The following is a 14,617-nucleotide window of genomic DNA, read 5'->3' as shown; positions in this document are numbered from 1 at the left end:
AGCATGGCTCTGCGCGAAGTACACCCGTTGCGTACTTAAACTGTAGCTTTTCCTCTATGGATATAACGATACCGGGAAACCAGCGTTGACGCTTGATGGTGCGGAGCGGAAAATGGCTCGTTGTTGTACGAAAGCGCACATATAAGGCGAATCAGGTGCGCGGAGCGGCGGCTCGTGAAATTGGTGAAGCCGATTTTGGCTGGCATCGCAATCCCGTGTACGAACTCGATGTCCGTTGCAAAAAACGCGAAACCGTTGCTCGCGTTCCACAGGATCGACCCAAAAGCAAAAACCCGCGATCACTTGCGTAATCGCGGGTTTTTGATGCTGCCTGAATCTTTGTGGTGCCGGAAAGAGGAATCGAACCCCCGACCTTCGCATTACGAATGCGCTGCTCTACCGTCTGAGCTATTCCGGCATCAGAGAAACAAGATTATAGCGACCACATTCTCGTTTTGGCAATAGCTCGAATCAATTTTTCTTTTCGAGGTGGTAGCGGGTCACGCGATCGACTTCGCTCTTCGATCCGAGGAACACGGCCACGCGCTGATGCAGGCTCGTCGGAACGATATCGAGGATGCGTTGCTCGCCGTTGGTCGCGGCGCCGCCGGCCTGCTCGACGATGAACGACATCGGGTTCGCTTCGTACATCAGGCGCAGCTTGCCGGGCTTCGATGGATCACGCTTATCGGCCGGGTACATGAAGATGCCGCCGCGATTTAGGATCCGATGCACGTCCGCGACCATCGACGCGATCCAGCGCATGTTGAAGTCTTCCTTGCGCGCGCCGTCCTTGCCGGCGTTCAGCTCGTCGACATAGCGCTGCACCGGCTCGTACCAGTGGCGCACGTTCGACGCGTTGATCGCGTATTCGCGCGTTTCGTCCGGGATCGTCATGTCGCGCTGCGTGAGCACCCACGAGCCGAGTTCGCGGTCGAGCGTGAAGCAGTTCACGCCGTGGCCTGTCGTCAGCACGAGCACCGTCTGCGGGCCATAGACGGCGTAGCCCGCCGCGACCTGCTGCGATCCCGGTTGCATGAACGCGGCTTCGCTCGGCTCGACGCCGTCCGGGCAACTCAGCACCGAAAAGATCGTGCCGATCGACACGTTGACGTCGATGTTCGACGAGCCGTCGAGCGGATCGAACGTCAGCAGATAGTTGCCCTTCGGATAGCGATTCGGAATCGGGAAGATCTTTTCCATTTCTTCCGATGCCATCGCGGCCAGGTTGCCGCCCCATTCATTGGCTTCGAGCAGGATTTCGTTCGAGAGCACGTCGAGCTTTTTCTGCACTTCGCCCTGAACGTTCTCGCTACCGGCCGAGCCGAGCGCTTCGCCGAGTGCGCCCTTGCTCACGTGATAGCTGATCTGCTTGCACGCGCGCGCAACGACTTCGATGAGCAGACGGAGATCGGCCGGCAGGTTCTGGTGTTCACGCTGCTGTTCGATGAGGTACTTCGACAGCGTGGTGCGGCTGGAGATGGAGGACATGCTAGGGCTCCGTGAGCGTTAGACGAATATTCACGATTCTAACCGCTCGACCCGGCCACCCCATGTGACAGCGACCGCCGCGCCAAAACTTCACGCGGCGGTCGCAAAACAGCCTTCAGGCCGCGAGCGCTTTTTCGACGACCTCGCGCACGTCGCGCGATTTCGCCTTCGATGCGACTTCGCTCAGCGCCGCGTGCATCTTCTCGCGCAAGCGCGGCGTAAAGCGGCGCCACAGTTCGAGCCCGCGCGCGAGACGCGCCGCGACTTGCGGATTAAGCGAATCGAGCGCGATCACCTGTTCGGCCCAGAACGCATAGCCCGAACCGTCGTCGGCGTGGAACTGCGCCGGGTTGCCGCTGCAGAAGCTGAAGATCAGCGAGCGCGCCCGATTCGGGTTCTTGATGTTGAACGCCTGATGCTGCATCAGCTTGCGCACGATCTCGATCACCTTGCGATCCGGGCCGCCGCGCTGGGTCGCCTGAAGCGCGAACCATTTGTCGATGACGAGCGCCTCGTTCTCGAAACGCCTGTAGAAGTCCGCGAGCGCCGCGTCCGCGACGGTCGCATCCGCGCCCCTCGTCGCGCTCGCGAGCAAGAGCGCGGAAAGCGCCGCCGAGCGGTCCGTCATGTTGTCGGCGGCATCGTATTGCGCCTGCGCGAGCCCGACGGCCTCGCGCGGATCGTCGAGCTGGCTCAGATAGGCGAGCGAGAGATTCTTCAGGCCGCGCTTGCCCGCATCTTCCGGCAGCGGACGATATTCACCCGGCGTGCGGTTCGCTTCATACGTCGCGAGCCACTTGTCGCGCAATTGCGACGCGAGACGGCGGGTCATGAAGACGCGCGCCGCGTGCACGGCGGCCGGATCGGACACGGCCATCTGCTCGGCGAGATAGCTTTCCGACGGCAGCATCAGCGCAAGTTCGCGGAACGCGGGCGTGAGCGTGGTGTCGTCGAGCACGCGGGCGAACGCGGCGATCACCTGTTCGTCGATGGCGAGCGCTTCGCCGTTGGCCGCGCGTCCGGCCAGCGCGAGCAGCTCGCGCGTGGCGAGACGCTGGCCGGCTTCCCAGCGGTTGAACGGATCGCTGTCGTGCGCGAGCAGGAACGCGAGCTCGTCGTTCGTATAGTCGTATTCGACGATCACCGGCGCCGAGAAATTGCGCAGGAGCGACGGCAGCGGCGCTTCGTTCACATCGACGAACGTGAAGGACTGCTCGCGCTCCGTGAATTCGAGCACGCGCGTCGTTCCGTTCGGCTCCTTCTCGCCTTCGAGACGCAGCGGAAGATCCGCGCCGTTCCGGCCGATCAGGCCGACCGAGAACGGAATCAGCAGCGGACCTTCCTGCGTGTCGCGCGCGGCTTCGGACCCGTCGCCGTAACCCTGCGTGAGCGTCAGCGTGTAGCGCCCGTTCGCGGCGTCATGGTGCGCACGGACCGCCACGCGCGGCGTGCCCGCCTGGCTGTACCAGCGCTCGAACTGCGCGAGATCGCGATGATTCGCGTCGGCGAGCGCGTGACGGAAGTCGTCGCAGGTCACGGCCTGGCCGTCGAAGCGCTGAAAATAGAGATCCATGCCGCGCCGGAAGCCGTCGCGGCCGAAGAGCGTCTGATACATCCGCACGACTTCCGAGCCTTTTTCGTAGACGGTCATCGTGTAGAAGTTGTTGATCTCGACGTAGCTTTCCGGGCGCACCGGATGCGCCATCGGGCCGGCGTCCTCGGCGAACTGCATCTGGCGCAGCACGCGCACGTCCTCGATGCGCTTGGTCGCGCGCGCCGCCGCGCTCGCGGCGCCTTCGGCATCGCCCGCGGCCATGTCGGCGGAGAATTCCTGATCGCGGAACACCGTCAGGCCTTCCTTCAGGCTGAGCTGGAACCAGTCGCGGCAGGTCACGCGGTTGCCTGTCCAGTTATGGAAGTACTCGTGGCCGACCACGGCCTCGATATTCGAGAAATCCGTGTCCGTCGCGGTTTCGGGATTCGCGAGCACATACTTCGTGTTGAAGATATTGAGGCCCTTGTTCTCCATCGCGCCCATGTTGAAGTCGCTCACCGCGACGATCATGAAGCGGTCCAGATCCAGCTCCAGTCCGAAGCGCTTTTCATCCCAGCGGATCGAATGGATGAGCGAGTCCATCGCGTGGCGGGTCTTGTCGAGATCGTGCGGCTCGACCCACACCTGCAGCAGCTTCTCCTTGCCCGATCCGGACCGGATGCGCTCCTCGATGCACACGAGCTTGCCCGCGACGAGCGCGAACAGATAGCTCGGCTTCTTGAACGGGTCTTCCCATTTCGCGAAGTGGCGGCCGCCGGGCAGATCGCCTTCCTCGATCAGATTGCCATTCGACAGCAGCACCGGATACGCGCTCTTGTCGGCGCGCAGCGTGACGACGTAAGTGGCCATCACGTCGGGGCGATCGAGGAAGTAGGTGATGCGGCGAAAGCCTTCCGCTTCGCACTGCGTGAAGAAGTTGCCGCTGGAGACATAAAGTCCGGAGAGCGTCGTGTTCTCCGCCGGATTGCAGATGCTCTCGATGCTAAGCTCGAAAACATCGGCCGGAATATTGCCGATGGACAGTCCGTTTTCATGAACACGGACATCCGCGTGCGCGACGCCGTCGATCGCCGCGCTCACGAATTCGAGCTGTTCGCCCATCAATTCGAGGCGCGACGCATCGCCCCGGGCGTCCGGGTTGCGGCGCAGCTTCATCGTGTTCTTCACGACCGTGCGCGCCGGCACGAGATCGAACTCGAGCGCGACGGAGTCGATCAGGAAAGCGGGCGGCGTGTAGTCCTGGCGGCGAATCACAACGGATGCGGTCGTGGTAGACATGGCAAGATCTTCATGTTTGGATTGAACGGCGGCGGCGTCTCGCGTGCGCGGGTCGAGCGCACCAACGCATGCGCGCCTGGTCGAACCATTGTACAAGCCGTCCGGAGATCGTGAATCGGGCGGCGCAGCGCGTCGTGGAACCCACAAAACAGGACGCCGCCGTGCGGGTCACGGCGGTGCTGTCTATAACTGAGAAGGGTGCTCAACGAAGTGAGGATGACCATGAATTTCCCGATCAAGGCGCTCGCCAGATGGGCCGCGCTGATCCTGGCGGCGATGTGGCTCACGGGCTGCACCACCTATGTCCAGACGCAGGTCACCGCGTTCTCGGACTGGAGCGGCAGCGACACGACGCGCACGTATGCGTTCGCGCGCAAGGGCGAGCAGCAGAACAGCATCGAGCAGACGACCTACGAGACGCTCGTCGCGAACGAGCTGTCGAAATACAACTTCCGGCAGGTCCCCGAGGCGAGCGCGAATTATCAGATCGCGCTCGCCTATTCGATTCGCGGCGACACGGTGACCGTGCGTCAGCCGGTCTACTATGATCCGTGGCCGATGTACGGTCCGTGGGGCGCGGGTCCGTACTGGGGCGGACCGTGGGGCGGCTGGGGACCGTACGGTCCGTGGGGGGCGACGGGTTACGTCGACCAGAGCTATCCGGTCTATATCCACGCGCTGCAGATCCGCATGAACGACCGCAAGACCGGTCGCGAGACGTACAAGGTGACGGCAGTCAACTCGACCGGCGACGCGTCGCTCTATCAGGCGATGCCTTACCTCGTGCGCAGCGCGCTCGCGGATTTCCCGCTCGGCAACGGCACGGTGCGCACGGTGACGCTGCCCGTCGACAAGAACGGCGGCATCTCCAACGAAACGGCTGCGGCCGGTTCGACCGGCGGCGCGGCGCCCGCGCCCGCGGCCAAAACCGTCGATTGATCGCGGGACGGATGCGACGGCCGCGCGCCGTCGCATCGTCGTGAAATCGTGTCGGAAATTATTGCCGCGGCGTGCCGGGCCTGATTCTGCTCACGGCTCCAGCGAAAGTTTAAAAAACGCCCGCTGGCCTTGACTAAACAGGGAATTATCGACGCGACGGCGGGCCGCAATATATGCAGCTTCGGCGAATTAGCGATATATTTCCGAGATGACAAAATCGTGTCCGCCCCGTCCTGAAGCCGTTCCCGAGCCCACCACATGGGATGCGCGGCTCGCACGCCGCCTCGTCACGCCGCTCGTCGGCACGCCGGTAACGCCCAACCATCTGACCACGCTGCGCCTCGCCATCGGTCTGGCCGGGGCGTATTATTTGTCGCTCGGTCAGTTCTGGATGTGCACGCTCGGCGCGCTGCTGATCGCGCTGTCGAACCTCGTCGATCACACCGACGGCGAGCTCGCCCGCATCAGCGGACAGTCGAGCAAGATCGGCCATCTCTATGACCTCGCGTGCGACGCGCTCGTGACCGTGCTGCTCTTTCTCGGCATCGGGTTTTACGTCGCCGTACATCACCCGTCGATGCTCCTGCCCGCGCAATGGCTCGGCGGCATCGCGGGCGTGGCGGTCGCGCTGATCTTCTTTCTGCGCATGCGTATCGAGTCGATGGTCGGCAAGTCCGGCACGAAGCAGGCGTCGATGGCCGGATTCGAAACGGAAGACGTGCTGTACCTGCTGCCGGTCGTGACGCTTCTGAACGGCATGACGCCGTTTCTGATCGCGGCGGCGATCGGCGCGCCGCTCTTCGCCATCTATGTGGCGGTGGACTATCAGCGCGTGAGCTCGCAGTTGAAACGCCGCGCGCAGGCATCCCCTGCAAAAGACGGCAACGATTTCCAGGCGGTGAGATGAGCGATACGGCAACTCCGGACAACACGCTGACGCAGCCCGCGCATGCGGCGGCGGTGACTCGCCCGTCGAAGCGCGACATCGATTCGACCATGAACGCGCGGCTTGCCACGCTGCCCACGCCGAAGCTGCGCGACGAATACGGCCAGCAAGGCTCGTTTCTCTACATCGAAGATTTCCTGCCGCGCGATTTCACCGAGCGCCTGATCGCCGCCGTGCATGACGTGATGCCGTCGGTGAACCGCAACTATCTGCCGGGGCACAAGGCGGGCGGGAGCGTCAGCCGCCATACGCTCGACAAGCTCGCGCCGTTCATCGCGGATCTGTATCGTTCGGACGCGCTCATCAAATGGCTGGAGTCGATCACCGGCGACAAGCTGCAACTCTCGCCGCAAGACGATCCGCACGCCTACGCGCTCTATTTCTACACGCGTCCGGGCGACCATATCGGCTGGCATTACGACACCTCGTACTACGACGGCCGCCGCTACACGCTCCTGCTCGGCGTGATCGACGATTCCTCCTGCAAGCTCGACTACGAACTGCACACGAAGACGCCCGGCATTCCGGATCAGCCGGGCTCGGTGCAATATCCGCCCGGCGCGTTCGTGTTCTTCGATGGCGACAAGCTCCGCCATCGCGTGACGCCGCTCGGCGAGAACGAAATGCGCGTGTCGCTCACGTTCGAGTACGTGACGAACCCCAACATGCGTCCGTTCCAGCGCTTCATTTCGAACATGAAGGACTCGATCGCGTATTTCGGGTTCAGGCAGGTCTTTCGCCGCAAGGGCGGCAAGAACGGACTGGCATGAGCCGCGCGGGCACATTCCTGCTGTCGGTCGGCGTGGTGCTGTTCGTCGCGCTGCTCGGCTGGCAAGGCTTCGGATCGGTCGCATCGACGCTGGCCGCGGCGGGCTGGGGGCTGCTCGCGGTCGCGGCGTTTCACTTCGTGCCGCTCATCATCGATGCCGGCGCGATCAGCGTGCTCTTCGCCGACCGTCAGCGCGACGTGTCCCTGCTCGACGCGTTGCTCGCGCGCTGGGCCGGCGAATCGGTGAACAGCCTGATGCCCGCGGGCCAGATCGGCGGACCGATGCTGATGGTCCGCTATCTCGCGCAACGCGGCATGCGCGCGCGCGACGCGGCCGCGGTCATCACCGTCAGCACGACGATGCAAACCGTCGCGCAACTGCTCTTCGCGCTGATCGGCGTCGTGCTGCTGACGGGTTACGCGTCGGGCGGCTCGTCGTCAACGGTGACGATCGCGGTGCTGGCGGTGATCGGCGTGATCGGCCTCATGATCTTCGGTTTCTATCTCGCGCAGCGGCGCGGTCTCTTCGGCCGCGCGATGCGCTTCGCGTCGGGCATCGCCGCGAAATTCTCGGCCAAGCGCGACTGGTCGTCGCTCGTTACGCGCGCCGAAGCCGTCGATGCCGCCGTGCACGAGATGTATCGCGAGCGAGGCAAGGTGGCGTCGAGCTTCGGCTTGAGTCTCGTCGGCTGGATCGTCGGCACGGGCGAAGTGTGGCTCGCGCTGCATCTGCTCGGTCATCCGGTCGGCTGGGCGGAAGCGCTGCTGCTCGAAAGTCTCGGCCAGGCGATTCGCGGCGCGGCCTTCGCCATTCCCGGCTCGCTCGGCGTGCAGGAGGGCGGCTATCTGCTGCTCGCGCGTCTGGTCGGCCTGCCGCCCGAGGCCGCGCTCGCGCTGTCGCTCGCCAAGCGCGCGCGCGAATTGCTGCTCGGCGTGCCGGGCATCGTCTATCTGCATTTCGTTGAAAAAGGCTGGCAGCGCCGCCGTCTCGCGCGCGTGCCGGATATCGACTGACCCACCCAGAAGGGAACACAAGCATGCGCGCAATTATTCTTGCGGCCGGGATGGGCTTGCGCCTCGTTCAGCCCGAAGGCCAGCAAAAGCCGAAATGTCTGCTTCGCTTTGGCGATGCTTCGCTGTTGGAGCGTCATCTGCACTTTTTGAAGTCGGCGAATGTCGATGAAGTCGTCTTCGTGACCGGCTTCAAGAGCGAGCAGATCGAAGCCGAGCTGGCCTCCATCGACTGGAAGCCGAAGACCGAAATCGTCGTCAACGAAGCATTCACGCTCGGCAGCGTGCTGTCCGTGCATACCGCGCGCGACGCGATGACGCGCGGCGGCGATGTCCTTCTGATGGACGCCGACGTGCTGTACGACGAACGCATCTTCGAGCCACTCGTCGCGGGCGGTTCGGTGAATCGCCTGTTGATCGACCGCGATTTCGAAGCCGGCGACGAACCGGTGAAGCTGTGCGTCGAGAACGGCGTGCCGGTCGAACTGCGCAAACAGGTTGCGGCGGGCCTCAAGTACGACACCATCGGTGAATCGGTGGGCTTCTTCCGTTTCGATCACGCGACGGCCACGCGCCTCGCCGACATCTGCGCCGATTACGCGGCGACGGGCCGCGCGAAGATGCCGCATGAAGAAGCGGTGCGCGACCTGTTGCTGGAAAAGTCCCACGTGTTCGATATCGCCGATGTGACCGGCGCACCGTGGATCGAAATCGATTTTCAGAACGACGTGAAGCGCGCGGCCGATGAAGTGCTGCCGCAATTGAACGCGCTGCGTCAGTTTGCAGGAGCATCCCAACAATGAACGCACCCGAAAACATTCCCGTCGGCTACTCGCGCACCATGCGCCTGCGCGAGATGCTGCAAAGCAATCGCCTCGAATTCCTGATGGAGGCGCACAACGGCATTTCGGCGCGCATCGCGCGGGAAGCTGGCTTCAAGGCGATCTGGGGCTCGGGCCTGTCGATCTCCGCGCAATTCGGCGTGCGCGACAACAACGAGGCGAGCTGGACGCAGGTCGTCGACAACCTCGAATTCATGGCCGATGCGAGCGATCTGCCGATCCTGCTCGACGGCGACACCGGCTACGGCAACTTCAACAACGTGCGCCGTCTCGTGAAGAAGCTGGAGCAGCGCGGCATCGCGGGCGTGTGCATCGAGGACAAGCAGTTTCCGAAGACCAACAGCTTCATCAACGGCGAAGCGCAGCCGCTCGCCGACATCGACGAGTTCTGCGGCAAGATCAAGGCGGGCAAGGATTCGCAGAGCGATCCGAACTTTTCGATCGTCGCGCGCGTGGAAGCGCTGATCGCCGGCTGGGGCATGGAAGAAGCGCTCAAGCGCGCCGAGGCGTACCGCCAGGCGGGCGCGGACGCGATCCTGATCCACAGCAAATTGTCGAAGCCCGACGAGATCCTGACGTTCGCGCGCGAGTGGGCCGGCCGCGGTCCGCTCGTCATCGTGCCGACGAAGTACTACAGCACGCCGACCGACGCGTTCCGTCAGGCCGGCATCAGTTGCGTGATCTGGGCGAACCATCTGATTCGCGGCGCCGTGTCCGCGATGCAGGCCATCGCGAAGGAAATCCACGACAGCGAGACGCTCGTGAACGTGGAAGACCGCATCGCGTCGGTGAACGAGATCTTCCGTCTGCAGGACGCGGACGAGTACTCGGCTGCCGAAAACATCTATCTGAGCGCGGCCAATGAGAAGCGCAGCGCGATCGTGCTGGCAGCGAGCCGTGGCGCGGGTCTCGAAGCGCTGACCGAAGCGCGTCCGAAAGTGATGCTGCCGGTCGCGGGCAAGCCGCTTCTGCGTCACCTCGTCGAGGCGTTCAAGAAGGAAAGCATCAACGACATCACCGTGGTCGGCGGATATCGCGCCGATGCGATCGAGAAGGGCGGCATCCGTCTCGTCGTCAACGAGCGGCACGACACGACGGGCGAGCTTGCATCGCTCGCATGCGCGGTCGGGCACATGAACGGCGATACCGTGATCTCCTACGGCGACTTGCTGTTCCGCAGCTACATCCTGCGCGATCTGACCGAGTCGGACAGCGACTTCTGCGTGGTCGTCGATTCGTCGCAGGCGCCGGAAGCAGGCGCTGCGGCGACCGATTTCGCGTACTGCTCGACCGCCGACGACCGTGCGCTGTTCGGCCAGAAAGTGTGGCTCGACAGCGTGGTCGGCGCGGGCCAGGCGCTGACGGACGGCCGCGCGCCGCAAGGCCGCTGGATGGGCCTCATCAAGGTGCGCGCCGGTGCGCGCGAACGCCTGCTCGCGACGCTCGACACGCTGCAACAGCGCGCCGATTTCGACAAGCTCGACATGGCCGCGCTGCTCAACGCGCTGATCGCCGCGGGGCAGAAGATCGAAGTGCAGTACGTGCACGGCCACTGGCGCGGCGTGAACGATCTCGACGATTTCCGTCGCGCAGGCGATTTCGCGCACGGTCAGACGCCCATCGGTTCCGAAGGGACGGAGAACGCGCGTGATTGAGGCCGCCGAGTTCGTCGAGGCCGCGCGCGAGCGTGGCTTCGACTGGTACGCGGGCGTGCCTTGCTCGTTTCTCACGCCATTCATCAATTACGTGTTGCAGGACGAATCGCTGCATTACGTGTCGGCGGCGAACGAAGGCGATGCGGTCGCGCTGATCGCTGGAGTCGAACTCGGCGCGGGTCGCAAGCGCCGCGGCATCGCGATGATGCAGAACTCCGGTCTCGGCAACGCGGTGAGCCCGCTGACGTCGCTGACATGGACGTTCCGTCTGCCGCAATTGCTGATCGTCACCTGGCGCGGCCAGCCGGGCGTTCACGACGAGCCGCAGCACGCGCTGATGGGTCCGATCACGCCGCAGATGCTCGAAACGATGGAGATTCCGTGGGAGCTGTTCCCGACGGAAGCCGACGAGATCGGCCCGGCGCTCGATCGCGCGACGGAGTACATGGACAGCACCGGCCGTCCGTATGCGCTCGTCATGCAAAAGGGCAGCGTCGCGCCTTACGAGTTGAAGAAGACGGGGCTGTCGGGCGTGCGCGCCAATGCGCATCCCGCGACCGTTGAGCGCTTCGAAGGCGAGCGCGTGACGCGCCACGACGCGCTGCAAAAAGTCATCGGGAACACGCCGAAGGACACGACTGTCGTGCTCGCGTCGACCGGTTTCTGCGGCCGCGAGCTCTACGCGATCGACGACCGCGAGAACCAGCTCTATCTCGTCGGCTCGATGGGCTGCGTGACGCCGATGGCGCTCGGCCTTGCGCTCTCGCGTCCCGACCTGCGCGTGGTTGCGCTCGACGGCGACGGCGCGGCGCTCATGCGCATGGGCGTTTTCGCGACGCTCGGCGCGTACGGACCGTCGAATCTGATTCACTTGCTGCTCGATAACGGCGCGCACGAATCGACGGGCGGCCAGGCGACGGTGTCGCGAGAAGTCGATTTCGCGTCGATCGCGTCGGCATGCGGTTACGCGCTCGCGCTCGACGGCGACGATATCGGCGTAATCGATCGTCTCTTCGACGCGAAAGACGTGAACGGCGCACGTTTCGCGCGCCTGTCGATCAGGACCGGCACGCCGGGCGACCTGCCGCGCCCGAAGATCACGCCCGAGGACGTGCGCGCACGTTTGCAACAACACATTGGAGACCGTTGATGCTGCTGCTCAATCCGGGTCCTGTCACGCTGAGCGAACGCGTGCGCAAGAGCCTGCTGCAAACCGACTTGTGCCATCGCGAACCGGAGTTTTTCGATTTGCAGGATGAGGCGCGCAAGCGTCTCGTCGCCGCTTACGAACTCGATCCGGCCGTGTGGAGCGCCGTGCTGATGACGGGTTCGGGCACCGCCGCGGTCGAAAGCATGATCGCCGGTCTCGTGCCCGAAGGCGGGCGCCTGCTCGTCGTGGAGAACGGCGTGTATGGCGATCGCATCGCGCAGATCGCGAAGCAATATGGCATCGAGTACGAAGTCGCCAAATACGAGTGGATGCAGGCGCCGGACATCGACGCGATCATCGCGCTGCTCGACAGCAAGCCGTTCACGAACGTCGCGATCATCCATCACGAAACGACGACGGGCCGTCTGAACGCGATCGATCAGTTGTCCCGCGCGTGCAAGGAGCGCGGCATCGGTCTGCTGCTCGATGCGGTGAGCAGCTTCGGCGCCGAAGCGATCGATTTCGACGGCGGCGGCATCGCCGCTATCGCCGCGACCGCGAACAAATGCCTGCACGGCGTGCCGGGCGCGGCGTTCGTCATCGCGCGCCGCGATACGCTGGCGAAAGCGGCGAGCCGCAATTACTACCTCGGCATCGCGCGACTCGCGAAGTTGCAGGACGAGCGCAACACGCCGTTCACGCCGTCCGTGCACGCGTATTACGCGCTCGTCGAAGCGTTGCGCGAGTTCGAAGAGGAAGGCGGCTGGCGCGCGCGTCACGCGCGTTACGCGAAGCTCGCGGAACAGGTGCGCGCGGGGCTGGCTGCGCTCGGCATCGAGAGCGCGTTGTCGCCGGAGGAGTCGTCGGTGGTGTTGCGGGCGTATCGGCTGCCTGCCGGCGTCACGTATGAAACGCTGCACGACTCGCTCAAGGCGAAGGGCTTCGTGATTTACGCGGGGCAGGGCGGTTTGTCGAAGGAGCTGTTCCGCATTTCGACGATGGGCGCGCTCGATGCGAACGATATGGACCGGTTGATTTCGTCGTTCGTGGCGTTGCTGCGCTGATCACTGCTTGCAAAAAATCGCCGTAATGAAGGGCGCGACGTGGTGCACATCCGCGTCGCTGCCCGCGGCGCGCACCTGCTGTTCGACCTCCTTGTCGCCGCCCCACACGACCACGCCGTAGGCCGAATCGGCGATCGGCTCGCCCTTGCCGAGTTTGAAGATCGGGTCATCCTTCTGGTAAGCGACGACCACATAAACCTTGAAGCCGTAAGCCGTCAGCGTCGCGCCTTTCACCGGCTTGAACGCGTTGACGGAGTTCGGCTCCACGCGCATCGGCTTCGTTTCGAGCAGTCCGTCCTGCTGCAACGGCGCGACGAAATCGTGCGCGGTCGATTTGCAGTCGAGTTGCGCATCGATCGGTTTCGCATGCGCGAGCGCGCCGAGTGACGCGAGCGTCACGGCGAGGGCGATTCGACAGGTTCGGACGACGTGCATCATGTTGACGCGATGTTCAGGACAGCTTGCACTTTAGCGAGATTGCAGTAAATCTGCACGAATCGTCGCGGGGCGCGTGGCCGCGCCAACAAAAAAGCGGCCCGCGGGCCGCTTGTCGGATGAATCGACTACAGCGCCTCAGGCCGCCAGTTCCAGCCTCGCCGTGTTGCGCTTGTCGCGCGAATGCACGCGTTTGCCGGCTGCGTACGTTTCGAACACCGCGCGATCGTCGCCGAGCAGCGCGAACGCGAACAGCAGTTCTTCCAGCGATTCCGTGCGCGAAGTGCGGCGCGCGAGCAGCGGCGTCGCGTTCGGATCGAGCACGACGAAATCCGCTTCGCTGCCGGGGCTGAGTGTGCCGATCTTGTCGTCGAGTTCGAGCACCTGCGCGGCGCCCGTGGTGGCGAGCCAGAACATGCGCGTCGCGGTCAGATGATGCCCGGTCAGGCGCGCGATCTTGTGCGCCTCGTTCATCGTCTGAAGCATGGAGAACGACGTGCCGCCGCCGACATCCGTCGCGAGCGCCACGGGCATGTTCGACTCGCCCGCCTTCTCGAAGTCGAACAGGCCGCTGCCGAGGAACAGATTCGAAGTCGGGCAGTGCGATGCCACCGCGCCCGTTTCCGCCATGCGCTCGCGATCGCGCTCATCGAGATAAATGCAGTGGCCGTACACCGCGCGGCGACGCAGCAGACCGTAGTGATCGTAAATGTCGAGATAGCTGCGATGCCCCGGAAAGAGGCTCTCGACCCACTTGATCTCGTCTGTGTTCTCCGCGACGTGACTCTGGATGAACACGTCCTGATGCTTTTGTGCGAGCACGCCGCACGCTTCGAGCTGCGCTTCCGTCGATGTCGGCGCGAAACGCGGCGTCAGCGCGTAATGCTGACGTCCGCGGCCGTGCCAGCGTGCGATGAGTTCCGCGCTGTCGTCGTAGCCGGATTGCGCCGTGTCGCGCAGAAACTCGGGGCAGTTGCGGTCCATCAGCACCTTGCCCGCGACCATGCGCAGATTGCGCGCCTCGCTTTCGGTGAAGAACGCATCGGCGGATTGCTTGTGCACCGTGCAGTACACGAACGCTGTCGTCGTGCCGCAGGCGAGCAGTTCGTCGATGAAAAAGCTCGCCGTTTCGCGCGCCACCGCCGGATTCTCGAAGCCGCGCTCGGTCGGGAACGTGTACGTGTTGAGCCACGGCAGCAGGCCCGGCGCGGGCGACGCGATCATGTCCGTCTGCGGATAGTGAATGTGCGAGTCGATGAAACCCGGCACGATCAGCTTGTCGCGCATGGTGTGGACGGTCGCGTCGGCGGCTATCTTGTCGCGCAGCGACGCATACGCGCCTGCCGCGACCACCTTGCCGTCCTCGACGAGCAGAAGGCCATCGGCCTCGTAGACCGCGCCGTCAGCGGCATGCGCGGGATCTTCCCGGAAGGTCAGCAACTGGGCGCGGTAGGCGGTTTGAGTCATGATGCAACGTCTCCG

12 protein-coding genes and 1 tRNA gene are annotated in these 14,617 nt (G+C 64.0%); 8 read left to right on the top strand and 5 right to left on the bottom strand.

Annotation, left to right across the window (positions count from 1 at the left end; genetic code table 11):
* Positions 1-342 precede the first annotated feature (342 nt).
* The 3 genes from PQR08_RS25595 to pepN form a co-directional block, all read right to left on the bottom strand.
* Positions 343-418 (bottom strand) — tRNA-Thr (locus tag PQR08_RS25595).
* A 53-nt stretch (positions 419-471) separates the two neighbouring features.
* Entirely contained in the window at positions 472-1,491 is a 1,020-nt protein-coding gene (locus tag PQR08_RS25590) for a class 1 fructose-bisphosphatase (protein ID WP_187607225.1), read from the bottom strand.
* Between the two features lie 115 nt (positions 1,492-1,606).
* Complete coding sequence (gene pepN / locus PQR08_RS25585; protein WP_408162766.1) at positions 1,607-4,324, bottom strand: aminopeptidase N; 2,718 nt, start codon at positions 4,322-4,324, stop codon at positions 1,607-1,609.
* Positions 4,325-4,546: 222 nt separating this feature from the next.
* On the opposite strand from pepN, the gene PQR08_RS25580 reads away from it, so the two are divergent.
* The 8 genes from PQR08_RS25580 to PQR08_RS25545 all read left to right on the top strand — a co-directional run bounded on the left by PQR08_RS25580 (position 4,547) and on the right by PQR08_RS25545 (position 12,700).
* Positions 4,547-5,263, top strand: coding sequence for a DUF4136 domain-containing protein (locus tag PQR08_RS25580; protein WP_250483397.1), 717 nt, complete (start codon positions 4,547-4,549; stop codon positions 5,261-5,263).
* Positions 5,264-5,471: 208 nt separating this feature from the next.
* Positions 5,472-6,170 carry a CDP-alcohol phosphatidyltransferase family protein gene (locus PQR08_RS25575; RefSeq protein ID WP_238210080.1) on the top strand — a complete coding sequence of 233 codons (699 nt, stop codon included), beginning with the start codon at positions 5,472-5,474 and terminating at the stop codon, positions 6,168-6,170.
* Positions 6,167-6,979, top strand: coding sequence for a HalD/BesD family halogenase (locus tag PQR08_RS25570; RefSeq protein WP_250483229.1), 813 nt, complete (start codon positions 6,167-6,169; stop codon positions 6,977-6,979). Before PQR08_RS25575 ends, PQR08_RS25570 begins: the two co-directional genes overlap by 4 nt.
* On the top strand, positions 6,976-7,992 hold the full coding sequence (locus PQR08_RS25565) for a flippase-like domain-containing protein (protein ID WP_250483230.1): 1,017 nt from the start codon (positions 6,976-6,978) through the stop codon (positions 7,990-7,992). Before PQR08_RS25570 ends, PQR08_RS25565 begins: the two co-directional genes overlap by 4 nt.
* A 23-nt stretch (positions 7,993-8,015) precedes the next feature.
* Complete coding sequence (locus PQR08_RS25560; RefSeq protein WP_250483231.1) at positions 8,016-8,792, top strand: phosphocholine cytidylyltransferase family protein; 777 nt, start codon at positions 8,016-8,018, stop codon at positions 8,790-8,792.
* Positions 8,789-10,486: a phosphoenolpyruvate mutase gene (gene aepX / locus PQR08_RS25555; RefSeq protein ID WP_250483232.1), complete on the top strand. Its 1,698-nt coding sequence runs from the start codon at positions 8,789-8,791 to the stop codon at positions 10,484-10,486. The genes PQR08_RS25560 and aepX overlap by 4 nt, the downstream gene beginning before the upstream one ends.
* Entirely contained in the window at positions 10,479-11,636 is a 1,158-nt protein-coding gene (aepY, locus tag PQR08_RS25550; protein WP_250483233.1) for a phosphonopyruvate decarboxylase, read from the top strand. Before aepX ends, aepY begins: the two co-directional genes overlap by 8 nt.
* Positions 11,636-12,700, top strand: coding sequence for a 2-aminoethylphosphonate aminotransferase (locus PQR08_RS25545; RefSeq protein WP_250483234.1), 1,065 nt, complete (start codon positions 11,636-11,638; stop codon positions 12,698-12,700). The genes aepY and PQR08_RS25545 overlap by 1 nt, the downstream gene beginning before the upstream one ends.
* Here the strand turns inward: PQR08_RS25545 and PQR08_RS25540 are convergent, their stop codons facing one another.
* Together PQR08_RS25540 and guaD are read right to left on the bottom strand one after the other, a co-directional pair.
* Positions 12,701-13,138 (bottom strand): hypothetical protein, encoded by a 438-nt coding sequence (locus PQR08_RS25540; RefSeq protein WP_313761165.1) that lies wholly within the window; start codon positions 13,136-13,138, stop codon positions 12,701-12,703.
* A gap of 135 nt (positions 13,139-13,273) precedes the next feature.
* The gene (gene guaD / locus PQR08_RS25535) at positions 13,274-14,602 is read right to left on the bottom strand and encodes a guanine deaminase (RefSeq protein WP_238288181.1); all 1,329 of its coding nucleotides are present in this window, start codon (positions 14,600-14,602) and stop codon (positions 13,274-13,276) included.
* Positions 14,603-14,617 lie beyond the last annotated feature (15 nt).

This window comes from Caballeronia jiangsuensis (assembly GCF_046030135.1).
GTDB classification, from domain to species: Bacteria; Pseudomonadota; Gammaproteobacteria; order Burkholderiales; family Burkholderiaceae; genus Caballeronia; species Caballeronia jiangsuensis.
The sequence above is the reverse complement of the archived record's forward strand: the minus strand, read 5'-3'. Positions and strand labels throughout refer to the sequence as shown.